Origin of the sequence: uncultured Parabacteroides sp., assembly GCF_905196875.1 — a bacterium.
Classification (GTDB): domain Bacteria; phylum Bacteroidota; class Bacteroidia; order Bacteroidales; family Tannerellaceae; genus Parabacteroides.
The window spans coordinates 40,589-62,552 of the sequence record NZ_CAJJWO010000030.1; the positions used below are offsets into that span (position 1 = coordinate 40,589).

Here is a 21,964-nt window from a genome sequence, read left to right on the forward strand (position 1 = left end):
CATGGGTTTGATGCAAAATTAAGAAATATCCTCGTAATATCAATACGGTATGTTTTTTTCTTTTATCTTTGCGCTAAACCAATCTCAAATAATCATGGAGTCGCTGAATCTAATAAAGAATGACCCTTGGCTTGCCCCTTATAAGGAGGCGATAGAAGGAAGGTATCAATACGTGATAGAAAAGGAAAAGAGCCTGACTAACAAAGGAAAACAAACCCTGTCGGAAATGGCTTCTGGCTATCTGTACTTCGGCCTGCACAAGACCAACAAAGGCTGGGTGTTCCGCGAATGGGCCCCGAATGCCACTGCTATATATCTGATCGGTACGTTTAACGATTGGAAAAAAGAAGAACGGTATAGCATGAAACGCCAAGGATACGGCGTCTGGGAAATAGCTCTCGGAGAAGATATGCTCCACCACGAAGACCTCTTCAAACTGCTCGTAGAGTGGGACGGAGGAAGCGGCGAACGCATCCCGGCATGGATACGCCGTGTTGTACAGGACGACACCACCAAGATATTCAGTGCGCAGGTTTGGAATCCAGCTACGCCGTATACTTTCAAAAACAAACGGTTCAAACCCAATACCGCCCCGCTGTTGATCTACGAATGTCATATCGGTATGTCTACCAACGAGGAGAAAGTCGGCTCGTACGATGAGTTCCGCCGTAACATTCTGCCCCGTATCGCCCACGAAGGCTACAACGCCATCCAGATCATGGCCATCCAAGAACATCCTTATTATGGCTCTTTCGGCTACCATGTGAGCAGTTTCTTCGCCGCCTCGTCGCGCTTTGGCACGCCCGAAGAGCTGAAGCAGTTGATAGACGACGCACACGGCATGGGAATTGCCGTCATCATGGATATCGTTCACAGCCACGCAGTGAAGAACGAAGTGGAAGGCCTCGGCCGTTTCGACGGTTCCTACAACCAGTATTTCCTCAGCGGTTCGCGCCGCGAACATCCGGCTTGGGACTCGCTTTGCTTCGACTATGGCAAGAATGAAGTGCTGCACTTCCTCCTTTCCAACTGTAAGTTCTGGCTTGAGGAGTACAAGTTTGACGGTTTCCGCTTCGACGGTGTCACCTCGATGCTCTATTATAGCCATGGTCTCGGTGAAGCATTCTGCAACTACGCCGATTACTTCAACGGACATCAGGACGGCGACGCTATCGCTTACCTGACACTTGCCAACAAACTGATCCATGAGGTCAACAAAAACGCCATCACCATCGCCGAGGAAGTAAGCGGCATGCCTGGTCTGGCGGCCAAATATGAAGACGGGGGTTATGGCTTCGACTACCGTATGGCCATGAACATCCCCGACTACTGGATCAAGACCATTAAGGAAAAGAAAGACGAGGACTGGCATCCTTCCTCCATCTGGTGGGAGACGACCAACCGCCGCGCCGACGAAAAGACAATCAGTTACGCCGAAAGCCACGACCAGGCTTTGGTAGGAGATAAAACAATCATTTTCCGTCTGATAGATGCGGAAATGTATTGGCACATGCAGAAGGACGACCATAACTTCGTGGTCGAACGCGGTGTCGCGCTTCATAAGATGATACGTCTCGTGACGGCTTCGACCATTAATGGCGGCTACCTCAACTTTATGGGCAACGAGTTCGGGCATCCCGAGTGGATCGATTTCCCGCGCGAAGGCAACGGATGGTCGCATAAATACGCTCGCCGCCAGTGGGAGCTCGTAGACAACATGGATTTGAAGTACCACTATCTGGGCGACTTCGACCGCGAAATGATCGAGTTGATCCGCAGCGTGAAGAACTTCCAGTCTACCCCGATACAGAAGGTGTGGGACAGCGACGGCGACCAGATCCTGGCCTATATGCGTAAAGACCTCGTGTTCGTGTTCAACTTCAGCCCGTCGAAGTCGTATACCGACTATGGCTTCCTCGTACCCGTAGGTGAGTATGAAGTGGTACTCAACACGGATGCTACCCGCTTCGGTGGCTTCGGTTTGTCCGACGACTCCATACATCATTTTACACAATTTGACCCATTGTATAAAAAAGAGAAAAAAGAATGGCTTAAACTTTACATTCCCGCACGCAGTGCTGTTGTATTGAGAAAAGTAAAAGTAAAGAAGTAATTTATTAAACAAAAACACATTATGTTATATCCGATGACATTCAAGCCTATCCTCAAGAAGATCCTTTGGGGAGGCTCAGACATCTGTCCGTTCAAGGGCATCACACCGGTTGAAGAAGGAATCGGTGAGAGTTGGGAACTTTCGCACGTAGACGGTAATTTTTCGGTGGTGGAAAACGGTGAGCTGGCCGGCAAAAACCTTGACGAACTGATCCGTACCTATGGAAAACAGTTGGTCGGAGAGAAAGTGATTGAGCAGTTCGGCGAGACATTCCCTCTGTTAATCAAGTTCATCGACGCCCGTGATGACTTGTCTATCCAGGTACACCCCGATGACCAACTGGCCCGCAAACGTCATAATTCCTTCGGCAAGACTGAAATGTGGTATGTGATAAATGCAGCCAAAGGTGCCGCCCTCTATTCCGGTTTCTCTCAGCAGATCGATGCCGACGAGTACGTGAAACGGGTGGAAAATAACACTATCATGGACGTTTTGCAACGTTATGAAGTAGTGCCAGGTGACGTTTTCTTCCTGCCCGCCGGACGTGTTCACGCAATCGGTGCCGGCTGCTTCATCGCCGAGATACAGCAGACCAGCAACATCACCTACCGCATCTACGACTACGACCGCAAGGACGCTAACGGCAACGGACGCGAACTGCACACCGAACTGGCTAAGGATGCGATAGACTATACCTTGCTGCCCGACTACCGTACACACTACAAGGGCCATACCAACGCGACGGTCGAACTGGCCGACTGCAAGTACTTCACCACCAACCTGCTGGATCTCGACACGATGATGGTGCGTGACTTCTCCGAGCTCGACTCCTTCGTCGTCTACATCTGCATGAGTGGTAAGGCTTCCATTCGCGACAACAAAGGCAACGAGATATTCGTCCATCAAGGACAGACCGTGCTCATGCCCGCCGATACCCAGGTCGTTACGATCTCCCCGGCACCGGGCGCGAAGTTCATGGAAACGTATATCGGGGACTGATCCCGTCCTTACCGGTTGCCGCCCGATCTACGAAAAGGCGGCATACCGATCTTCCGGGACTGACCGGAGGGGATAGAAAATAGAAAAGGGACTGAAGCTTATCGTCCGGAACAACCGGATTGGATAGCTTCAGTCCCTTTACTTTATTATATATGCCGTAGGCCTGTTTGCAGATACGTCAACTGTTTCTGCCCGGATAAGGGAACCGCGTCAGCCCTTTGTACATGAACTGGTAGGTGGGAACCCGCAGGCCTGCCTTCTCGGCTTCGCGTACGACGTAGCCTGTCAGTGTCTCAATCTCTGTAGGCCCTCCGCGGCGGAAGTCGCTGTGCATGGAGGTGGTCGAACCATTCGGCATCATCTTCTGCGACTGGATTGACGTGAATACGATGTCGTCCGGCAACTCTATCCCTTTGGTCTCGGCTATGCTTTTCAATTCATACCCCAGCGTGATAAAGAAATCGTTATGCTTCTCGATCACGTCGTTTATCGGCTCGTTGAAATAAGAGGTGATGGTGGCGGCGGTGGAGATCATAAAGAATTTCTTCCAGATCTCGATGTCTATGTCGGCCGGGTTGGTCACCAGGATGCGGGCGTTGTGCAGTAAGGAGCGGAACTCCTCCTGTTTGGCGCGGTCTCCCCCGTTGTCGCCGAAGAAAAGCCGGTCCTTTAGCGTGAATTTCTCCACCCGTCCGGGTTCAACCAGCCGCGCACCGATATAAACGCAGCCTTTCCAGATACAGTTGTTGGGCAGTAATTGTTGTATCCGTTCCGTGATGTCGGCTCCGTTGAGCAGGGGCACTACCACGGTGTCGGGTCCGATCACGGGACTCAGGTGGCGGATGTTGTCCTCCAGGTCGTAGCTCTTGGTGCAGCACAGCAGGTAATCTACCGGACCGATCTCAGCTGGATTGTCGGTTGCCAGTGCCGGACGGGCGGTTATCCGGCGGTACGACTTCTTGATCTGTAACCCGTTTTCGCGGATGGCCTTCAGGTTTTCGCCACGGGCAATAAAGAAAACGTCCACCTCATCGGAGTTTTCGTAATAAGCAGCCAGCGAACCTCCGTAATATCCGCCGACAGCTCCTATACCGGAGATCGCTATTTTAGTTTTACTCATATCGTTATCCAGGGATTTTCACGTTTATAATCATTATATGGGAGCACAAAGATGAAAAATAAATTCGAAACCTTTTATACGAGTTTGAGTTCTTTTAGAAAGTCGGGGAAACTTTGTTCAAAATTAACACCGAAGCGGTAGTCCGTCTTGGCTTCATAGGTGCGCCGGATACTTTCCGCCGTGAAATTTACGGCGATAGCAGCCGATTCGGTGAGGCTGAAACCGTTTTCCAGACCCGAAAGTAGGGCGCTGGCGAAGACGTCGCCCGTACCGTGGTAATAGCCGGGTATCTTACGGGTGAAAACGTACTCGATCATGTCTGTTTCGCGGTCGTAGGTGGCGGCGCCGAGTTCGTCCTCCTTGAAGAAGACGCCGGTCAGTACTACCCGTTTGGGCCCGAGATCAGCTAACTTACGCAGCGTGTTCTCGATGTAGGCGTGGGTATAAGGACCACCGTTGAACGGCTCGTCGAGCAGCAGGGCCGCCTCCGTCAGGTTAGGTACGATGATATCGGCTTTCTCGCAAACCGACCTCATTCCGGCGGCGAACTCGCGGGTGAAGATGGTATACAGTTCACCGTTGTCGCCCATCACGGGGTCGACCAGGATGAGGTTATCGTCTGTCCTGAACATATCAAAGAACTCCTTTACGATATCTTGTTGCTCGAACGATCCGAGGAAGCCGGTATAGATGGCGTCGAATTTGATGTCGAGCGATTTCCAGTGTTGCATGATCGGGCGCATGTCGTCGGTAAGATCCCGGTAGGTATATCCGCTGATCCCTCCGGTATGGGTGGAGAGGACAGCTGTGGGGAGTGCTGATGTTTCAATGCCAGCGGCTGATAAAATAGGTAAGGCTACTGTCAGTGAGCATTTTCCGAAACCGGAAATGTCGTGTATAGCTGCAACTCTTTTCTGGTGTGTCTTATTCTTCATACTATTTATTTTTATATCAATAGAACAACGGGTGTGCGGGAAATGTTGGAAGCCGCTTGGGGTTGTTTTTCCCAGTGACCAAAAATAGGCAGTTTTCAGCAATATTAAAACGAGATTGTTATGAAATGAGTAAATTTTAGGTTCGGGGAGTCGTTTTGTCTTTTTGGGAGGATTTTGCAGCGGAGTAGGCCTGCTTTTATAAATATCGTAACTGAAATAGTTGAAGATGGTAGTAAAATAGTGGTTTCAGGGAGATATCTTTACATCAAAGTTTTTGAGATTGTTATCAGCCATGCTGAGTAATGTTTAAAAAATGATTATAGTTGAGATGATTTTTACTAAAACCGAATTCTTTCCACCGCTATCGGGCTGGGGCGAAAGAGTACAAAGATCAGTATTGGTTTCCGGCAAACGGAAACGTGGTGTTTCACCAGAGTGGGCTTGTGAAGACTCTGCCAAAGGTAAAAAAGATGACCAGGAGGCGAGTTACAAGCCGGATTATACGGGTGGTTTTATAACGGACTGGGAAGTTCCCGCTGAAATGGATACCCCGAAAAAGGGTAACAAACCGGGAACAGATTTTATTGTAGATTGGAAAAATTAAATGTGAGAATCGTTTTTTTGAATGTAATTGGTGAAATCATACTTTTTACTCTATAACGTTAATCCTCATATCTAATAACGTTGTATCCCAAGCCCTTTAGAGGGCAAACAACCGCTCTGTTCGTGAGAATAGGGCGGCTTTTGTTTGTGGTCACCATAAGCAAAAAGTTCTGCCACCTGCATAGCAAAACATTGCGTTTTTAAACGCAAATATACTTCTATAACTTACTCTACAATCCAGTCGACAATCTTTTCGGATAGCGGATCTGTTGTCGAGCCGTAGGAGGCGACCCAGTTACCGTTTTCATCGATTAGGAATTTGTGGAAGTTCCAGCCTACTTTGGCGTTGGCTACACCGTTTTCATTTTTTTGCGTGAGCCACTGGTAAAGGGGGGCGATGTCCTTTCCTTTAACGGATATTTTCGCCATCATGGGGAATGTGACTCCGTAATTCAATGTGCAGAACTTTTTGATATCTTCGTTGCTGCCGGGTTCCTGTCCGAGGAAGTTATTGGCGGGAAAGCCGATTATTATGAAGTTATCTTTCTCATATTTGGTGTATAATTCTTCAAGTTTGGCATATTGTGGAGTGAAGCCACATTTGGAAGCTACATTGACAACTAATACTTTCTTCCCTTTTAAAGAGGAAAGTGGGAAATCCTTTCCGTCGATTGTTTTCACAGTGAAGTCATAAAAACTTTTCTGCTGTGCGTTGATTGTTGTTGTCATTATTATTGCAATTAGAGTTATAATGAATGTTTTCATAAAAATGTCCTTTAGTTATATTAATATAACAACAAATCAATCTAAAAGTTGGATTACATGGGCACAATTTGAATTAAGCGGAAGGAAAGGTTACGTTGGGTAGCAAACAAAAACAGCATTCACCGTTTTACCGATAAATGCTATTCTCCTTTTCTCTTTTGTGACCTGGGAGGGGCTCGAACCCTCGACCCAATGATTAAGAGTCATTAGTGGTCAATTTGCATCATGTTAATAAACAGGATGTTACAGCTGAATATTTTATGATTTTCAAATTAGTTTCAAATCAGGGTGATTATAATGGAAACAAGCCAGGAAAATTCCAGGCTTGAATTATTACTTTTTGAGATTTGTATAACCATGAAGATTAAGTTGAATATCTGGAGCTTTCATGTCTTCTTTGAAGATGTTGCTATAATATTCAGTTACTCGATCCTTGTCTTTCTGATAAAGACGTTGTTCACGAGTCGTAGCTTTATTTACTACTTTTTTGTTCATAGTGATGCAAAGATAGTCTCTAATTTTGATATTACTTGTGTTTTATCTATGTTATTAGAACATTGGCTAGTACAATTTGTTGTTTTGCCATCTTTAGTTTTATAAACTTTAATATCAAATTTATCAGCTTTTGAATTTAAACAGACTTTGTACATATATCCGTTTTTAGGAGCTTCCCAAAATTCACAACTCGCATCTCTGCCATATCTTATATCTAGATTTTCATCAATGGAAGCTAATTCATTTATTATTTGAAGCGTATTGTCATATCTATCATTTGGATCTGGCTCTATACATTTTTTGATTATCTTCTTGAACTTTTTAGGAACATGCGGTAGATATAATTTTCTGTCAGGGAATTTGCCTTTAACAATTGCTTCTGCTAACATCTGACCCGTTTTTAAATCATCTCCAGTATTTGGAATCTGTTGGTAAAGAAGTTCATTCCCATTTACCATCCTATACATAGTTACTCCAGCCTGATATATATCATTTTTTATTGTTTGCTGTAAGTCATATAGTTGTTCAGGTGTTACATGTGGAGTGTAGGCGGCTTTTGATTTACAAAAACCATATACGTTAGTATATAAAGCTAATCCAAAATCAGACAACATAGCTTCATTGGAGTCTGATATCAATATATTGTCAGGTTTGATGTCAAAATGTATTAACCCTTTGGAATGGATATGATTTAATCCTGATAAAAACTGTATCGAATACCGGACAGCTTCTCTAACAGTTAAATAATTCCCATTTGAAATCCTTTTTTTCAGTGACCCGTTCTTATAAAAAGGCATAGCTACATATATATTATCATCATCTTCACAAGCATAATTAACTTTTACGATGTTGTTATGATTATGAGCATATAATAAACGGGCTTCTTTGAAATACTCATCATGATGCATTGATGGATTTTTGGCTATTTCTTTGACTACTATTTCTCCATCTAATTGATTATCATGAGCCAAGAATACCTTGGAATTACGTCCCTCTTGTCCTATCTCTTTTAATTCAGTAAAATCTAATCTAACTTTACAGTTTTTCATGATATTAAATGTTTAGTGCACTCAATGAGGCTAATAATGATTCTTTTTCTTCCTTATTGAAATTATTCCAATCTTTAATGAAATCGCATTCCTTGCTGTCAATAATCTTTTTGAAGTTTTCTCTAGCCATGCCAAGCTTTGCGGATATATTTGATATTTGTCCAATGTAATACTTTTCAATGCTGGAACTAGCAAATAACTCTTGAATAATAGCTTCTATATTCACTCTTTCAATAGATATTTTTTGAGCTGTAGTTTCAGCTATGCGAATACATGCTTTATTGACTTGATTTTCATATATTATATCTAATAAAGTGCATCGGATAAACTTTAGTTGTTCTGGAATTTCTAGGGCTACAGGAACATTAACCTTGTCTACTATTAATACCTCATTATCATTATCATTTTCTCTAATGATAGAATATATTACGCAATCAGGTTTTACCCTAATGCCGATAGAAGTGTTTTTCATCTCATTTACATTTTAGTTTTTTTTATTTAGTTTATTCAATAGTTCAAATTGGTTTCAAATCAGGATGATTTTAACAGTTTGCAGAGAAAGATTTAATTGTTCCCTCTATATTGAAATCTTTTATCATGCTCTTTTCCATCACAGTCATATACCCATATAAACATAGGATCATATACATTATTCAGAGTACATTTGATACTAGTATGTTCGCCAGGTCTAAGTAGTCCAAAACTGCTTGATTCTGTTATTTTATCTACATCTTTGTAAGTATTCATATCCATAATTCTCATACTTTTTATATCAATAGTTTTAGTACTATTATTTTTTAATCCAACATATAGAGTTCCGGATAAATTTGCACCATTAATTATTAGTGAAGAAGATGGAAAAAATTCATCAATAAACATCCAGAAATCCCATACATCAACTCTACATGATGTAGAAATACCCGCATCTGCAGTCACTGTGATTTGTGATGAACCTAGATATATACCTTTTGCATTACCATTTTGATCAATAAATACACTATTGGGGTTAGAAGATGTCCATGTGACTTTTTTGTTGGTCGCATTTTCTGGATAGAAGCTTATAGGAATATTGATTTCAGAACCAATTTCAATATAATAAGAATAATCTCCTAATTTTATATATGATAAAGGAATATCTTTTACAATTAGATGACATTTTGCTTCATGTTCCCCATCTTCAGATGTGGCGATTATATAACATTCTCCAGGAGTATTTGTAATAACCTTTCCTTTTTGATTAACAATTGCTATATTTTCATTGGATGAAGACCATGTGATATTTTTATTAGTTGCATTATCTGGTAGAAATGATGCAATAAGCAAGACGCTATCGCCTACTTGAATGTCTAATGCGGAGTGATTTAGCCCTATTGCTTCGACTTTAATTGGATTGACTATAATATTGCATGTATCACTTATTTCTGTATTTTTAATTTTTACTATAATATTTGCGCTACCAGATGAAAGAGGTTGGATAAAGCCTGTATTGTCAACGTTTACAACTTTTGGGTTATCAGACTTCCATTCAACCTCTTTATGTGTGGTGTTTTCTGGAGTGATTGTATAATAGAGACCTTCTGACTCGTGTATATCTAAGGTTATATTATTTTTGTTTAGTTTTATACTTTCTGCGTTGACTGGCTTAACTATTATTTTACATGTGGCTTTAATGTCAGAACTTTCATCGGGATAGAAAGCTTCTACTGTTAATACTGTCTCGCCTTCATAAATCGCTGTAATGTGTCCATCCTGGGATACAAATACAACCTCCCCGTCATATGGAGAAGATGACAATTTATCTGCACGCCAAATATATGTCGGAGTTGAAGCGTTTTCTGGTATCTGATTTACCTTGAATGTGTATTCTTCTCCAATTTTTAAGGTTAGTTCTGTCTTATCTAGCTGAATGGCTGTGACTTTTGTTTTCTCTTCATTTTTACAGGCAAACAACATAGCCAACATGATAATGGCTAAAAATTCTTTTTTCATTTTATTCTTTATTTAGTTTGTTTTTATTTGTGTTGCCAACAGTAGATACTACCTTTTGAAGCCGTCCTTTTACAGCGTTTTCCTTTTTTTGTATAAGCTGCGCATTGGCGTGAAACAGAAGAACCTCCATTGTTAATATTTCCACCTGAATTACCATTGTTTGAGCCGTTGCTTCCCGAATTGTTTCCATTGGAATTATTATTGCCAGAACCGTTATTGTCATTACCTCCACTAGAGTTACCTCCATTATCCGAGGAACCTCCACTATTCCCATTCGATTTATAGCCTTCTTGTAAGACAGTTAAGGTGTCAGAAAGGTTATACAAGTCATTGGTAAGAATAAGATTACATGACCGTGCATCTGTAGACCAATTCTTATCTATATCTATAAATACAGAATCTTCTCTTGATTTGTAATCAATCCAAGAACAGTAATTCTCTGTGTCTAGGTCGAAGTCTACGTTTGTCTTTACAAAGACACGGTCTGAATATTCTTCAAATGAACATTCGATTTTCTTTTTCTCTAATAAAAGGGTTTTGTCTCCTGATCCGTTAGATGAATCGGCGTTATCACAGCTAGTAAATACGATTGAAACTGCGAATAGTAGTAAAAATTTATTCATTTATCTCTGATTTAGTTTGTTTCTTTGATTTTTCGTTTAACTTTTTAGCCTTTTCGAGTCTTGTTATATAATCCATGACATTGTATTGAACAAACGCCCATTTCCCATCATCGTATCTGATACTTTCATTTGTTTCTAAAGCTTGCATGACTTCGTTATAGAGAGACGAATCACCTTCAATTACACGTCCGGCCCTTCTTTCGTTTTCAGCCATGAAAACAGATATGGCGTCTTTAATTATCCGGATTTCATTTACATAATCCTTCTTTTTACGATAGAGAACCATTAAACGATCGTAGGGTATTGTCGCTGGTAACTTAGATAAAATACTCTTTTCATAAACAGCTATTGCTTCATCTATCATTCCTTCTTTTTCTAAAGATTGACCGATATGAATTAATCGAGAGGAGTTTTCGGTATCTATGATAGCTTGATCTACAGCAGAACTGTCAAATTCATTTTCTTTGTTTTCGCATTCAACAATATCAATACGGTTCAATATATTTTCAAGATCATGTTCATTCTTTATAAGAACTTCTCTTGCCTTGCTCCCCTCGAAAGGACTGACAATACCAGTGGCTTCTAACTGATCCATCAATCGCCCAGCACGATTATAACCAATCGCAAACTTACGTTGGATAAGCGATGTTGAACCTTGTTGCTGGATAACGATTAATCGAGCAGCTTCTTCGAATAATGGATCAAGTCTGCTTACGTCAGCATGACCAACGGAAAAATGCTCTTTTTCTAATGGCTGATCTATTGAAGGCATATTTAATTTATCATGTGCTTCATTTTCAATATAGCTTTTTCTTAATACAATGTCTTCATTGTAGTTAATGCTGCTTAATAGCATTTCAAGATCGTATTCTGTCTTGATAAGTACCAATCTTGCTCTATTTCCCTCGGTTGATCCCACAACACCAACAGCTTCAAGTTGATCCATCAAATATCCAGCTCGATTATAACCAATTTCAAATTTACGTTGAATAAGGGAGGTTGAGCCTTTCTGCTCCGCAACAACTAATCTTGCCGCCAACTTAAACAAGGGGTCTATATTAGATGGGGGATTAATTGGTTCTTCAAGTTTATTTGCTACTTCTTCTTTTAATATATCTAGAGGTTTGTTTATCAGTGTTGATGGAGGTATGTTGTTTTCTAAACTATCCTCTTTTTTAGATGGTATAAGACAACCAAGAATAATTCCACCAATAAAGAAACCTGGGAAAAACCACCAAGAGCCTCCACCTACTACCGGTACAGCAACGGCTAATAACAAGCAAATGAAGATAATACTAAAACGTAAAGGGTTTTTGTTGATAGCCTCTATATCGGATTGTTTGTTTGACACATATCTTTGATTAGCTTTACTCCCTGATATCTTTTCTCTCATATAAATCCCAGTACCAGGAATACTCGTATTGAGATAAGTTCCCTTCTTACTAAAGTTGACTTTAGCACCACGCGACCCGATGGAAACGCTAGTTCCTCTCTTCCCAAAGTTCAACCTTACTCCAGGAGCTATTTTGACGCTTTTTCTAAAGAAAATGCCCATGATAATTAGTATTAGAGATATTAATAACTAGTATATTAGATGATTTAATCTTACCTCCTTCTTGGACGACTCATCTCGATTACATTGAATATTTGTCGTACATCAGCTAAATGCAAAACGCGGTCAGGATAGAAACTATTCAAGGAGTGTATCGTGATGGTGCAATTCTCAACATCGTGATCGACAATTCTCTTTACGAGGACACCTTCCTTATGAACAATAACAAAATCCCATTTTCTAATATGCAACTTTGAATCTCTCCACAAATTTCTTTGTATTTCCCTACATAATAGACGATCGCCCTCTTTGTAGGCTTCGTCAGTTCCATCATCCATACTGTCACCTTTCACCTCAAAAGCAATATAATGTCCTTTTGCTTCCTGGTCTATAATAAAAGGTATTTTAGGTAAAGATTCTATGTATTCTGCGTCTGCATAGCCGCATAAATAACCGGCATGTGCATATTGATTTACTAATGGCACGTATATAATGTGATCAAGGGCTAAAGGAATTGCTTCAACCGTTTTATTAATACTAGGTTCTTCTTCTTTACTAAAATATTGCAGTAATATTTCGGCGTTTGCAGGAGTCGGACTAGTCTTCCCATTTTTATAGTTACCTAGTGTACTTTGCGAAATATGCGTATCCTTTGCGATTGCATAATTTGATAACTTTGTTTCTTTCAGTAAGTTAAGAGCCAAGTTAATCCGATCCGAGTTGTTTTCCGAAATAGCCATGCTTTAATATTGTAGTTAAATAATATTAAATACATCAATATTGCATTATTGTTGATTGTAATGCTGTAATATTGTAGTATATTTGCATCATCAAACAATTAGATATTTAATGACCCCACAAAGAAAGCCATTTTTATCCAATTGTCATATAGTATAAACGCATTAAAATTCACGGTTATGGCACGAAATTATGAAACAGCACTTGCAGAACTCAATAGTTCGAAAGCAGAACTTGCAGAGATTGAAGCAATGACAGACGAAAAAGCCTGCTATATATATAATGTAGATAGCAAGTCTGAGATCGTGAAAAGCATCTCTGAAGATATAGAAGCTCTCGAAAAAGAAGTTGAATATCTCACCCCTGAGATTTACGAACCCGAATACGATTACTAACACATAAACACACACACGATTATGAAAACGAATTTCAGACACAAAATATTTTGCATGGCTTACGAGCTAATGACAGCTACCGGTAAAGCATTCGCAGTATGTCTTTCTCGCACTTGGGCTTTGTACCGCTTAACAAGACAGATGCACAAGGGCGTTGTAACCTTTGCTTACGAGAAGGCAGACGGATCACTTCGCAAGGCTAAAGGTACTCTCAAAGACGTTCAGAACCTTATCAAAGGGACTGGATCAGAAAACTTCAAGACGGTTCGATACTTCGATGTAGATGCGAACGGATTCAGATCATTCAAAGTAGAAAACTTCATAACTGCCTATTAAGGCCGGGTGTGCCGGCGTAGTGAATATCCGGCACATTCACTCTGTTAGTTCTTTCACTTGCTTACACCTTAGTACCCGCAGAAATGGGGTTGAAACGAAAGGATTTAATCTAACTTATTAATGAAGGTAATAAGGTTGGTAGCATTGGGTATTATTATCGTGTCCGTGATATCCGGTTGACTTGTCCCGGTTCGTTAGCGGTCTATCGAATGCTACTTTATGATATAGCCCGGCATAATGCGTGATGTTGCCGATCGGATCGGTTGCCGGGCGCAAATAAAACTAACGCTTATGGAAATAGATATTCATCAATTACTAGAGATTATTCGCGTTACCGCTAGAGAGACAGTAAGCGAATATATTGTATCTAACGATCCAACGTCTGACGAGGTTTCTGAGTCACAAGCAATAAAACTGAAATACGGTAGAAAGTGGCTTGCTCACCAGTGCGCGATAGGTGCTCTTACTTGGAGAAGAGCCGGAACCAACAGTCGTAGTCAGAAGATTTATTCACTCAAACGACTGAAAGAACTGAAGGCTTTAGACGAAATCAAAAAGATGCAGCGTGACAATAAATCATTGAAGGACATTTTAAAACAGCTGGCTTATGAAAAAGATAATTGACTCAATACAGTTTGAATCACCGATCCAGGCTGTAATCTGTGTTGTGATGGCTTTGTTCGCTGTGATATGCTTTGTCGGCATCTTCTATAATCCCTTTCACATCCTATTCTTTATTGGATCGGTTTCGGTGTGTAGGGTTTGCTATACGAATTGGTAATTACCATTAAAAAAATAATTGAAGTATGAAAGATATGAGTCTTGATGAGCTTATAGCACAACTTGAAGAATTAAGGGATTCTCACGTAGGAAGGATTGATGTAGCTGTACAAGTCGCGCCTGGAACAAAATGCTGGGAAAATTCTTGGACGCAATTCTCTGTTAATTGTGTCAGCACTGACGGATGTTCGGTTTATTTACAATGTTCATAACATAAAAAACATGAAGTACATACCTGTTTTCGGCAGAGATATTGAATCGATTCGAAAAAGTTTGAATAACAGAACTCATTTGATTGAAACGTTTGAAAGGGAGGACGGTTTAAAATTGTACATATTGGCTAAAGAAATAAAGATGGGACTTGATGATAATTCTCCGATGCCATGGGGAAAATATAAAGGCGAAAAAATGGCAAATGTTCCAGCTACATATCTAATGTGGCTTTACGATAACAACAAATGTAATGCAGAAGTCCAGGCTTACATTAATGATAACATGGACACTCTAAAAGAAGAGATTAGGCAATCAGGTAATAATAAATATTGAATACATGGAAACTAAAGGCATTGAAGAAATGACAAAAGACGAACTAATTGAATTGGTGTCGTCTCTGAATAAAGAACTTGAAGGTGCGAAAAAAGACCTTGAACTCTATCGGGATTGGAAAAATCGAGAAGAAACGGGTAGGATATTGGCTGAAAAGAAAATATCGGTTATAAAAGCCCTTTTCGAAGTTGTTTAATTCGTTTTGTGTTTAGCGTGAAAAGCAGCCGGGTGAAAGTCCCGGCAAACGGTGGTATGGCGGAATTGGTAGACGTAATATGAATGTCGCAGTCATCAGCAATGACACATAGGGATGATAACCCGTGCAGGTTCGAATCCTGCTACCACCACAGTCTTGTATCAATGAACGCACCACTCCATCCGAATCGAGGACGGGTGTCGGGTCTGTCTGAAGATAGGAAAGCCGATGGAGTAGTAGATAAAAAGGGTATGGTAAATCCGAAATGAGTCCAAAGAGTATTTATCGAGGTGGATTTCCACAAAATCATGTGGCAGGTGACGGTGACGACATGGCGGTTCATGATGTTGGCACTCTGGAAAGACAGAGATGTATGTTTAGGCATACCCCAGCGTAAGCTCATGGGTGATCGAGTGGTTCGGGTGCAACACCGATGGCAGCACGGAAAGACGTGCAAATGGTCGGTTGGTGTAATTGGTTAGCAGGCACAGGCCTGTGTGATGCCGGTTCGATTCCGGCACCGTCCACATCTAATTTGAAATACAATAATCCTATGAGAAAAAGTGAAGAAAGATTGAAGATTGAATCTCTTAAACCTGGTAAAAAGGCAGAGTTCCCGGCTAGTCAGTATGTGAAGATTTGCCGAGTTGTAACCACAGCTAATACAACGGCAAGAGCAAGAGGGGCTTGTAATCCTGACGATCTTATGTTTAGCATAGATGGCAGAACCAAGAAAGGGAAGGTTTTGGTCGTAAGGAACCTCTAATTCTCAATACACACACGATTATGGAAGTATTCACCGAACTAACACCTGAATGCGATATTACCGCACAAATGTACGCAGCAGGGTATGAGAAGAAAGAGATTGCCGGTCTAAAGAAAAGAGCTGTAAGCACTATAAATAATCAGCTTCAAACGGCATTCTTAATTTTAGGTGTCCGGAATGGGAGGGAGTTGGCTTTGAAATTGGCCGAACGGTTATCCGGTATCCGGTTGACCTTTGACTTTTCGCCAGTTGCACGGTCGGCAGTCGCTTGTTGTCTTCTTCTTATCCTGATCCTGGATAGTCACTTTGAAATGCGCCGGCAAAGAATCCGGACACGATCGAATGTAAATGTAGAACTTGTTGCCCGATCCCGAACCAGGGTGAGAGGGCGCGATATACCATTAGTAGCATGACATTAGAAAACAGAATGTACTCTCCTTTAGAGGTATTGGATATTGCAGAACAATACGCAGAGAGTAAATCAAAAAGACTTATCACAGAAACGGTTCGTACCACTCTCAGGACGATCGGTGTCCTTAAACCAACAATGAACCGATCAGAGGCAGAACGTGAAGCTGGTTCCCGCCGAAAGGTGGCCAACGCTCTTAAGAATGGTTCACTACGTTGTGTGAAGAAAGGACGAAACGTAATTATCAACCGTGATGACTTCGAGTCATGGCTGAAAGAGAATGAATTTAACTAACCTGTGAAGGCTGTTTATTAATAAGTTGCTTAACCGGATTGTCCGGGGTGGTCTGAATGTTTTCTCCTTGTCAAGCGAGACTGGGCCGGGTTCGATTCCCGGAGACTAGCAAAATCTTAGTATTTACTTTATAATTAAGAATTATGGAATCAAATGTATTAAATCAGGTTGCTGGACAACAGGTAACATTATTCATCCCTAACACTGAGCAGATTGGTAAATTAGAATCAATGGATAGTAAGTTCAGTCTTACTACAAAATACCGATCCGCGGATGATTGGGCTGCACTAAAAGATAAGCCTGTTCGTTGTTATTATATGGGAATCAAAGATATTCCTAATGATCAGGGGGAAGCTATAGCATGTGGCGTATTTGTTACACCATCGGAAGTGTTTCTATCAGGCCAAAAAGTGTTGGTTGATGCGATAAGACCTTTACCGGAACAAACTCCTCTTATGATAATGTATAAGGGAAAAAAAGCAAACAAAACAGTAGAAGGGAGTACCATGCTTTTTGATGTTTCAATTTTGGGGTAATGGAAGATCTTAGTTATTTGGCAGAGGGATTGAATTTTCAATCCCTCTCTTCTTTCTCAGAGGTCGGAAATGTAATGAAGAGCATTGATTATACCCGTCCATTGAACGAATACGCTACACCGGATCTAATAGCCTCGTTTCTTTCTACACGCGAAAATGCAGTGCATATATACTCTGACTCTTTGCGTAGAAATGGATTTGTGATTAAAGAAGATATGTCGAAATATCTGGCGGCTAAAGATTATATTAATTCCGGAGCCTTGAAAGAGGCAATTAAATCCCCTCTTCATCTTTTCTATCAACTGAACAGTGGATGGAAAGATCAGCTAGAAGCTTACGAAAAAACAAAAAGCTACTTTGTTTTAGGCGAATTTATTCATCAAGCAATTCTTGAACCTCGCAAATTTGAACGGGTAGTGATTGAACCGGGATATAAGCTAAACACAAAAGACGGTGTAAAATCATTGATTGCTTTCTGGGAAGATAAATTGTATGAAGCCGAAGAAGACGAGGTTTCCACGAGTGAAGAAGTCAAAGAAACGATAATAAAAGCCGGTTTTGATTTAGATAAAATGGATGGTCTTCGACAGTATTACGCAGCCCTAAAAGTTTCATCCGGTTTTTCCTCTGTATCTGAAACCGACAAACTGATAATTGATATAGTCTATTTTAATTATCGGCGATATGGAGATGGCTTGTTCCCGGAATTGCTAAAACGTAGTAAGCGTGAAACCTCTATCTACTACGAAGATCCTGTCTATAATCTTCGCCAACGCATCCGGCCGGATGCCATGCAATTTGAAGAAAATATTGGTGCAAATACGATTATTTCTGTTAAAAGTACTCGCGCAGAAAGTATAGGTCATTTCACTTACCAATCGGCAAAACTCAATTACGAACTATCTGAGGGTATGTATTGCGAGATTGCTAGTGCAGTAACCAGAAGAGATTTTAATTGCGTGATTACGATCATGGTACAGACAATACCTCCGTATGGTGTTGCTGCTCTTGTATGGGATGGAGAAGATATTGAAATAGGTAAATACAAATACCATCAAGCTCTACAAACCGTATCCGACTGTCTAGAGACGGGTAAATATCCCGGTTATGATGCTTATGCAGAAGCTGGGAACCGTGGACTGATAGCAATGAAGCAACCGGAATGGAATACAAAAGAGCTTCACCCGGTAGATATTAACGATTAAATGTAAATAATATGCACAGTTGGTTTGAATGTAAAGTCTCCTTTGAAAAAATACTGGAGAATGGAATGCAAAAGAAAGTAACAGAACCTTACCTGGTCGATGCTCTCTCCTTCACGGAAGCAGAAGCACGTATCATCGAAGAAATACGCCCGTTCATTTCCGGTGAATTTACTGTTACAGACATTAAACGCGCACGTCTTTCAGAGTTGTTCTTCAATGAAAATGGCGACCGTTTCTATAAAATTAAAGTATACTTTATCACGCTTGATGAAAAGAGTGGTGCAGAAAAGAAAACAGCAGCACAAATGCTAGCACAGGCATGTACGCTGAAAGAAGCTATTGCCGTTCTGGAAGAAGGAATGAAAGGTACTATGGCCGACTACACGATCGCATCGGTAACGGACACTCAGATTATGGACGTTTTCCCATTTAATGCCGAAGTCGGCAAACGAGCTGACGATCTGAGCAAAATGGAGATAGAGAAAGCGATCGTTGATGATAATAAATCTATTGAGGATAGAATGCTGGAAGCGAAAAGTATAATTATCCGAGATCCGAAGACTGGAGACGCAGACCTAATAACGCGAACGCAGTCTTTTATCAGGCAGAAAGCAGGATATGACAATAGCCGGTACAAAGAAGCCGCTATTGAGATGGCCTTGCTGCAACGATCCCCGGCAGCACAGATTTGGTTTATGGGATGTGGACAATTATTAATTGAAGAATTGGAGGTGTAAAATGACAAAAGAAGAATTAGCCTGCCTGCTAAATGGTAGAGAGTACGGAAATGAGATCTCCCCAGATGAAGAAAAGCTGGCAAAAGAGAGTGGTCTAATAGCCATATTTGGCTACTCTGACGACGGTGTTATTTTTGCAGGCGAAGCAAGTGACCAGTACGGAGGATGGGACGGAAAAAGCTTCAGACTTGACAGACAAGGGAATGGCATTGAAGTTATTGAAATGAATGTAAGAAATATAGGTTTCATTAATTCTCTTGCGGGAAAAGAATCTAACATGGTTCACGCTGTATGGTGCCCTAAGGAGTTGGAAGCTTCATGGCTTATTACCTCTGATATTCCACATGCGACATTTAATATTGATGAAGATTGTGAATTATTTTGTCGCGGCATTGTTATTGATATTAAAGACATAAAACCTTTATCGGAGCATGGCTACACAAAAGAGCAACAAGATCGGGTTTGTAGCTCCGTATACAAGTGGATGGTAGAACATCATTGCCATTCGGCTGAACATGCTGCACAGAATGATGAATGTAATATTGATGCTATAGATTTAGTCTGTGAATTAGCCGAAATTGTCGGGATACCTTACGAACACGAAAGACAATCGTCGTGATACGACTTGCTTACACATAAATGCCGGGGCGGTGTAGTTTGATTACTTATCCGCCCACCAATCGACTTTTCTTCCTAACATAAATCCAATCTATATGAATATTCTAAAATTCATTGACGGGTGCGTATCCGTTCTTTCTATTCTGGTACCTATCCTGGCGGTCATGGCTGTTATTTACATAGGCCTGTGTTTAATAAACCAAAGAAGCAACAGAAGATGGTAAGTAAATATCATAGCCAAAAGACATCCGGTTACGACAGTAAGAAAGAAAAGCATCGGGCTGACGAACTGAGACTATTACAGAGAGCCGGACATATCTCTGGGTTACAAGAACAAGTTCGCTTTGAATTAATCCCCTCTCAATATGAGATAGTAAACGGTAAAAAGAAATGCATTGAACAAGCCTGCTTTTACATTGCAGATTTTACCTACGTCGAAAACGAATCTTTCATCGTTGAAGATGTAAAATCACCTATCACCCGTGCGAATCCAGTCTACATTATTAAACGAAAACTCATGCTTCAGGTGCATGGGGTAAAAATCAGAGAAAAATGAACGAAGTAAAACCTAAACGACTCACGATCCCTATCTTACAACAAAGACTGGATCAGATATTCTCGGAGTACATCCGCCTTCGGGATGCGAATGATAACGGATTTTGCCGCTGCATCACCTGCGGCTCCATGTGGCGTTGGCAAGCGATTCAGAACGGGCACTATATCGATCGCCGTCATATCGGAGCAAGATACGATGATAGGAACTGTAACCCGCAGTGTTCATCATGTAATATTGGTCTCCGTGGAAATCTTGATAAATACAAACGGGCTATTATTGAGAAGCATGGTGTTAAGGTTCTGGAAGAACTAGAAGCCACAAAGCGATCATCAGAGAAATGGACTACTGCTGATTATCAAGAAAAGATAACCTATTACAAGGCTGAAGTAAAACGAATAAGAAAAGAGAAAGGCCTATGATATCGCCGCAAAACATTGATATAAAGCCTAACTGTCGATACTGTAAGCACGCAGGGCATGTGATTAATTTTATTTGCGCCTGTTCTATCCTGAAAATTAACCGGTCTACTGGAATTAGAAAGTGTAGTCTTTTCATTGTCGATATAGTCAAATACAACATTAAAAAATAACATGAGCAAGCAAAGTGAAAACAAAGAAAAACAGGGATTTAGAAAAGATGCTCCTTGTTGTAGTAACTGCGTAAATTTTACATTCGAGAAGAAACCTCTTGAGTGGGATCCGAAGTATTTTAAAGACACCAATCTCCGGTGTGGCACTGGAGGTTTCGCTGTTGGAAAATCGAATTGGTGCAAACTTCACGAATTTAACAATAGTTGAATTATGAAAGTAACTAGCGCAGATATACAATTCCTAATTGGTTGCACCAGGCGGGAAGCGGAAAGAATCATTATTGACGCTGTAGGTCGTGATAATATCGATGAGAAATTCAAGGTGAAATCTTCTACCGAAATAGAAGTTTCCGATATAAAAAAGAGGTTGTTGTCGGTGAACGAGTCGATGGATGGTAAAAATCCTGTACAAAATGCAATTGATCTCCTTCAGCAACATGGACTTTCCTATTCTTTGAAGCGTCAGGTTTTTGAAGATATGAAATGCCTATATTATTGCGACTTAAAAGGCAGATACCGGACTTTGAAAAAAATACTACCTAAAGAACAGATAGATTCTCTCAGGAGCGCATTAAAGGTTAGACGATCTGATTTTGTGACATCTGGCGGAAAGTTCCCTAAAGGACTTAAGGCTTTGATAACTAATAATTAAAAAAGGGATTATTCAGGAGTCACAGAACTCCAAATAATATCCTCACCATCTATTTTAAAATGGATTGATCTACGTCCTTGAAGTTGCTTGCCTGAAAAATGATAAACCTTTTTAAAAGATTCGCTTTCATGGTCAATAGTCACAACAAGAGTATCATTTACTGATATATTTTCTACATTGATTTTATACGATGTAGAAGTTTCCAGTCTACTGGAAGGACGAATTGTTCTTGATTTATTTATTTCAGCCATAATGGTTACAAATATATTAAAAAATTTGAAGCATGAAAAATATAAACGAAGTATTAGAATGCGTCGGTAAAATAGATGAAAAGTACAATCAAACAGGAACTATCAAGCAGTTCACAA

At 40.7% G+C, this 21,964-nt stretch carries 26 protein-coding genes, 2 tRNA genes and 2 pseudogenes; 19 read left to right on the top strand and 11 right to left on the bottom strand.

The features are described 5' to 3' along the window. Positions 1-94: 94 nt before the first annotated feature. A complete protein-coding gene (locus tag QZ076_RS11705) occupies positions 95-2,113 on the top strand; it encodes an alpha amylase C-terminal domain-containing protein (protein ID WP_293713491.1) in 2,019 nt (672 codons plus the stop codon). Between the two features lie 21 nt (positions 2,114-2,134). Continuing rightward, on the top strand, positions 2,135-3,112 hold the full coding sequence (locus tag QZ076_RS11710) for a type I phosphomannose isomerase catalytic subunit (RefSeq protein ID WP_293713492.1): 978 nt from the start codon (positions 2,135-2,137) through the stop codon (positions 3,110-3,112). A 178-nt stretch (positions 3,113-3,290) separates the two neighbouring features. Here QZ076_RS11710 and QZ076_RS11715 read toward each other — a convergent pair whose 3' ends face one another. Continuing rightward, a complete protein-coding gene (locus QZ076_RS11715; protein ID WP_293713493.1) occupies positions 3,291-4,232 on the bottom strand; it encodes a 2-dehydropantoate 2-reductase in 942 nt (313 codons plus the stop codon). Between the two features lie 74 nt (positions 4,233-4,306). Continuing rightward, entirely contained in the window at positions 4,307-5,167 is an 861-nt protein-coding gene (locus tag QZ076_RS11720) for a pyridoxamine kinase (protein WP_293713494.1), read from the bottom strand. A gap of 328 nt (positions 5,168-5,495) precedes the next feature. Here QZ076_RS11720 and QZ076_RS11725 point away from each other — a divergent pair, with 328 nt between their 5' ends. Continuing rightward, the gene (locus QZ076_RS11725; protein ID WP_293713495.1) at positions 5,496-5,771 is read left to right on the top strand and encodes a hypothetical protein; all 276 of its coding nucleotides are present in this window, start codon (positions 5,496-5,498) and stop codon (positions 5,769-5,771) included. A 224-nt stretch (positions 5,772-5,995) separates the two neighbouring features. Here QZ076_RS11725 and QZ076_RS11730 read toward each other — a convergent pair whose 3' ends face one another. From QZ076_RS11730 to QZ076_RS11760, 7 genes and pseudogenes are all read right to left on the bottom strand, one after another. Then, positions 5,996-6,535: a glutathione peroxidase gene (locus tag QZ076_RS11730; protein WP_293713496.1), complete on the bottom strand. Its 540-nt coding sequence runs from the start codon at positions 6,533-6,535 to the stop codon at positions 5,996-5,998. A 491-nt stretch (positions 6,536-7,026) separates the two neighbouring features. Next, the gene (locus QZ076_RS11735) at positions 7,027-8,079 is read right to left on the bottom strand and encodes a serine/threonine-protein kinase (protein WP_293713497.1); all 1,053 of its coding nucleotides are present in this window, start codon (positions 8,077-8,079) and stop codon (positions 7,027-7,029) included. A 4-nt stretch (positions 8,080-8,083) separates the two neighbouring features. Continuing rightward, a complete protein-coding gene (locus QZ076_RS11740; RefSeq protein ID WP_293713498.1) occupies positions 8,084-8,551 on the bottom strand; it encodes a hypothetical protein in 468 nt (155 codons plus the stop codon). Between the two features lie 92 nt (positions 8,552-8,643). Continuing rightward, the gene (locus tag QZ076_RS11745; protein ID WP_293713499.1) at positions 8,644-10,068 is read right to left on the bottom strand and encodes an Ig-like domain-containing protein; all 1,425 of its coding nucleotides are present in this window, start codon (positions 10,066-10,068) and stop codon (positions 8,644-8,646) included. Between the two features lie 23 nt (positions 10,069-10,091). Then, positions 10,092-10,691, bottom strand: a complete 600-nt coding sequence (locus QZ076_RS11750) for a hypothetical protein (protein WP_293713500.1) — start codon at positions 10,689-10,691, stop codon at positions 10,092-10,094. A 493-nt stretch (positions 10,692-11,184) separates the two neighbouring features. Then, positions 11,185-12,222, bottom strand: a pseudogene (locus QZ076_RS11755) (DUF4236 domain-containing protein); the annotation flags it as partial. A gap of 74 nt (positions 12,223-12,296) precedes the next feature. Then, a complete protein-coding gene (locus QZ076_RS11760) occupies positions 12,297-12,983 on the bottom strand; it encodes a helix-turn-helix domain-containing protein (protein ID WP_293713501.1) in 687 nt (228 codons plus the stop codon). Between the two features lie 177 nt (positions 12,984-13,160). Between QZ076_RS11760 and QZ076_RS11765 the strand changes: the two genes are divergently transcribed. From QZ076_RS11765 to QZ076_RS11790, 6 genes are all read left to right on the top strand, one after another. Beyond that, positions 13,161-13,376: a hypothetical protein gene (locus tag QZ076_RS11765; protein WP_293713502.1), complete on the top strand. Its 216-nt coding sequence runs from the start codon at positions 13,161-13,163 to the stop codon at positions 13,374-13,376. 54 nt (positions 13,377-13,430) lie between these two features. After that, positions 13,431-13,712, top strand: coding sequence for an SH3 beta-barrel fold-containing protein (locus QZ076_RS11770; protein ID WP_293713503.1), 282 nt, complete (start codon positions 13,431-13,433; stop codon positions 13,710-13,712). Between the two features lie 291 nt (positions 13,713-14,003). Next, on the top strand, positions 14,004-14,336 hold the full coding sequence (locus QZ076_RS11775; RefSeq protein WP_293713504.1) for a hypothetical protein: 333 nt from the start codon (positions 14,004-14,006) through the stop codon (positions 14,334-14,336). Between the two features lie 378 nt (positions 14,337-14,714). Beyond that, positions 14,715-15,038 (top strand): DUF3820 family protein, encoded by a 324-nt coding sequence (locus QZ076_RS11780; protein ID WP_293713505.1) that lies wholly within the window; start codon positions 14,715-14,717, stop codon positions 15,036-15,038. Between the two features lie 4 nt (positions 15,039-15,042). Then, positions 15,043-15,234 carry a hypothetical protein gene (locus QZ076_RS11785; protein ID WP_293713506.1) on the top strand — a complete coding sequence of 64 codons (192 nt, stop codon included), beginning with the start codon at positions 15,043-15,045 and terminating at the stop codon, positions 15,232-15,234. 50 nt (positions 15,235-15,284) lie between these two features. Beyond that, positions 15,285-15,385, top strand: a tRNA-OTHER gene (locus tag QZ076_RS11790). On the opposite strand, the gene QZ076_RS11795 is transcribed toward QZ076_RS11790, so the two are convergent. Then, positions 15,377-15,637: a hypothetical protein gene (locus tag QZ076_RS11795; RefSeq protein ID WP_293713507.1), complete on the bottom strand. Its 261-nt coding sequence runs from the start codon at positions 15,635-15,637 to the stop codon at positions 15,377-15,379. The two genes, QZ076_RS11790 and QZ076_RS11795, sit on opposite strands and share 9 nt — an antisense overlap. A gap of 56 nt (positions 15,638-15,693) precedes the next feature. On the opposite strand from QZ076_RS11795, the gene QZ076_RS11800 reads away from it, so the two are divergent. The 10 genes and pseudogenes from QZ076_RS11800 (at position 15,694) to QZ076_RS11845 (ending at position 21,596) form a co-directional block, all read left to right on the top strand. After that, positions 15,694-15,761: transfer RNA gene (locus tag QZ076_RS11800), tRNA-Ser, on the top strand. Positions 15,762-16,020: 259 nt separating this feature from the next. After that, positions 16,021-16,413 carry a DNA-binding response regulator gene (locus tag QZ076_RS11805; protein WP_293713508.1) on the top strand — a complete coding sequence of 131 codons (393 nt, stop codon included), beginning with the start codon at positions 16,021-16,023 and terminating at the stop codon, positions 16,411-16,413. Further along, the gene (locus QZ076_RS11810) at positions 16,410-16,703 is read left to right on the top strand and encodes a hypothetical protein (RefSeq protein WP_293713509.1); all 294 of its coding nucleotides are present in this window, start codon (positions 16,410-16,412) and stop codon (positions 16,701-16,703) included. Before QZ076_RS11805 ends, QZ076_RS11810 begins: the two co-directional genes overlap by 4 nt. Positions 16,704-16,846: 143 nt before the next feature. After that, a complete protein-coding gene (locus tag QZ076_RS11815; protein WP_293713510.1) occupies positions 16,847-17,239 on the top strand; it encodes a hypothetical protein in 393 nt (130 codons plus the stop codon). Next, positions 17,239-18,444 carry a PD-(D/E)XK nuclease-like domain-containing protein gene (locus QZ076_RS11820; RefSeq protein WP_293713511.1) on the top strand — a complete coding sequence of 402 codons (1,206 nt, stop codon included), beginning with the start codon at positions 17,239-17,241 and terminating at the stop codon, positions 18,442-18,444. Before QZ076_RS11815 ends, QZ076_RS11820 begins: the two co-directional genes overlap by 1 nt. An 11-nt stretch (positions 18,445-18,455) precedes the next feature. Further along, positions 18,456-18,881: pseudogene (locus tag QZ076_RS11825) on the top strand (DUF4494 domain-containing protein); the annotation flags it as partial. A gap of 301 nt (positions 18,882-19,182) precedes the next feature. Continuing rightward, a complete protein-coding gene (locus QZ076_RS11830; RefSeq protein ID WP_293713512.1) occupies positions 19,183-19,800 on the top strand; it encodes a hypothetical protein in 618 nt (205 codons plus the stop codon). Between the two features lie 216 nt (positions 19,801-20,016). After that, positions 20,017-20,355: a DUF1064 domain-containing protein gene (locus tag QZ076_RS11835; RefSeq protein ID WP_293713513.1), complete on the top strand. Its 339-nt coding sequence runs from the start codon at positions 20,017-20,019 to the stop codon at positions 20,353-20,355. After that, on the top strand, positions 20,352-20,774 hold the full coding sequence (locus QZ076_RS11840) for a recombination protein NinG (protein WP_293713514.1): 423 nt from the start codon (positions 20,352-20,354) through the stop codon (positions 20,772-20,774). The genes QZ076_RS11835 and QZ076_RS11840 overlap by 4 nt, the downstream gene beginning before the upstream one ends. Before the next feature lie 381 nt (positions 20,775-21,155). Beyond that, complete coding sequence (locus QZ076_RS11845; RefSeq protein ID WP_293713515.1) at positions 21,156-21,596, top strand: hypothetical protein; 441 nt, start codon at positions 21,156-21,158, stop codon at positions 21,594-21,596. Positions 21,597-21,604: 8 nt separating this feature from the next. On the opposite strand, the gene QZ076_RS11850 is transcribed toward QZ076_RS11845, so the two are convergent. Next, positions 21,605-21,847 (bottom strand): hypothetical protein, encoded by a 243-nt coding sequence (locus QZ076_RS11850; RefSeq protein ID WP_293713516.1) that lies wholly within the window; start codon positions 21,845-21,847, stop codon positions 21,605-21,607. Between the last annotated feature and the right edge of the window lie 117 nt (positions 21,848-21,964).

Excerpts from the sequence above, each read along its gene's own strand:
- QZ076_RS11735 (WP_293713497.1), bottom strand. The coding sequence starts at position 8,079 with ATGAAAAACTGTAAAGTTAGATTAGATTTTACTGAATTAAAAGAGATA.
- QZ076_RS11810 (WP_293713509.1), top strand. The coding sequence starts at position 16,410 with ATGACATTAGAAAACAGAATGTACTCTCCTTTAGAGGTATTGGATATT.
- QZ076_RS11820 (WP_293713511.1), top strand. The coding sequence starts at position 17,239 with ATGGAAGATCTTAGTTATTTGGCAGAGGGATTGAATTTTCAATCCCTC.
- QZ076_RS11835 (WP_293713513.1), top strand. The coding sequence starts at position 20,017 with ATGGTAAGTAAATATCATAGCCAAAAGACATCCGGTTACGACAGTAAG.
- QZ076_RS11785 (WP_293713506.1), top strand. The coding sequence starts at position 15,043 with ATGGAAACTAAAGGCATTGAAGAAATGACAAAAGACGAACTAATTGAA.
- QZ076_RS11830 (WP_293713512.1), top strand. The coding sequence starts at position 19,183 with ATGACAAAAGAAGAATTAGCCTGCCTGCTAAATGGTAGAGAGTACGGA.
- QZ076_RS11730 (WP_293713496.1), bottom strand. The coding sequence starts at position 6,535 with ATGAAAACATTCATTATAACTCTAATTGCAATAATAATGACAACAACA.
- QZ076_RS11710 (WP_293713492.1), top strand. The coding sequence starts at position 2,135 with ATGTTATATCCGATGACATTCAAGCCTATCCTCAAGAAGATCCTTTGG.
- QZ076_RS11815 (WP_293713510.1), top strand. The coding sequence starts at position 16,847 with ATGGAATCAAATGTATTAAATCAGGTTGCTGGACAACAGGTAACATTA.
- QZ076_RS11780 (WP_293713505.1), top strand. The coding sequence starts at position 14,715 with ATGAAGTACATACCTGTTTTCGGCAGAGATATTGAATCGATTCGAAAA.
- QZ076_RS11795 (WP_293713507.1), bottom strand. The coding sequence starts at position 15,637 with ATGAGCTTACGCTGGGGTATGCCTAAACATACATCTCTGTCTTTCCAG.
- QZ076_RS11750 (WP_293713500.1), bottom strand. The coding sequence starts at position 10,691 with ATGAATAAATTTTTACTACTATTCGCAGTTTCAATCGTATTTACTAGC.
- QZ076_RS11805 (WP_293713508.1), top strand. The coding sequence starts at position 16,021 with ATGGAAGTATTCACCGAACTAACACCTGAATGCGATATTACCGCACAA.
- QZ076_RS11725 (WP_293713495.1), top strand. The coding sequence starts at position 5,496 with ATGATTTTTACTAAAACCGAATTCTTTCCACCGCTATCGGGCTGGGGC.
- QZ076_RS11770 (WP_293713503.1), top strand. The coding sequence starts at position 13,431 with ATGGCTTACGAGCTAATGACAGCTACCGGTAAAGCATTCGCAGTATGT.
- QZ076_RS11740 (WP_293713498.1), bottom strand. The coding sequence starts at position 8,551 with ATGAAAAACACTTCTATCGGCATTAGGGTAAAACCTGATTGCGTAATA.
- QZ076_RS11745 (WP_293713499.1), bottom strand. The coding sequence starts at position 10,068 with ATGAAAAAAGAATTTTTAGCCATTATCATGTTGGCTATGTTGTTTGCC.
- QZ076_RS11840 (WP_293713514.1), top strand. The coding sequence starts at position 20,352 with ATGAACGAAGTAAAACCTAAACGACTCACGATCCCTATCTTACAACAA.
- QZ076_RS11720 (WP_293713494.1), bottom strand. The coding sequence starts at position 5,167 with ATGAAGAATAAGACACACCAGAAAAGAGTTGCAGCTATACACGACATT.
- QZ076_RS11760 (WP_293713501.1), bottom strand. The coding sequence starts at position 12,983 with ATGGCTATTTCGGAAAACAACTCGGATCGGATTAACTTGGCTCTTAAC.
- QZ076_RS11845 (WP_293713515.1), top strand. The coding sequence starts at position 21,156 with ATGAAAGTAACTAGCGCAGATATACAATTCCTAATTGGTTGCACCAGG.
- QZ076_RS11850 (WP_293713516.1), bottom strand. The coding sequence starts at position 21,847 with ATGGCTGAAATAAATAAATCAAGAACAATTCGTCCTTCCAGTAGACTG.
- QZ076_RS11705 (WP_293713491.1), top strand. The coding sequence starts at position 95 with ATGGAGTCGCTGAATCTAATAAAGAATGACCCTTGGCTTGCCCCTTAT.
- QZ076_RS11775 (WP_293713504.1), top strand. The coding sequence starts at position 14,004 with ATGGAAATAGATATTCATCAATTACTAGAGATTATTCGCGTTACCGCT.
- QZ076_RS11765 (WP_293713502.1), top strand. The coding sequence starts at position 13,161 with ATGGCACGAAATTATGAAACAGCACTTGCAGAACTCAATAGTTCGAAA.
- QZ076_RS11715 (WP_293713493.1), bottom strand. The coding sequence starts at position 4,232 with ATGAGTAAAACTAAAATAGCGATCTCCGGTATAGGAGCTGTCGGCGGA.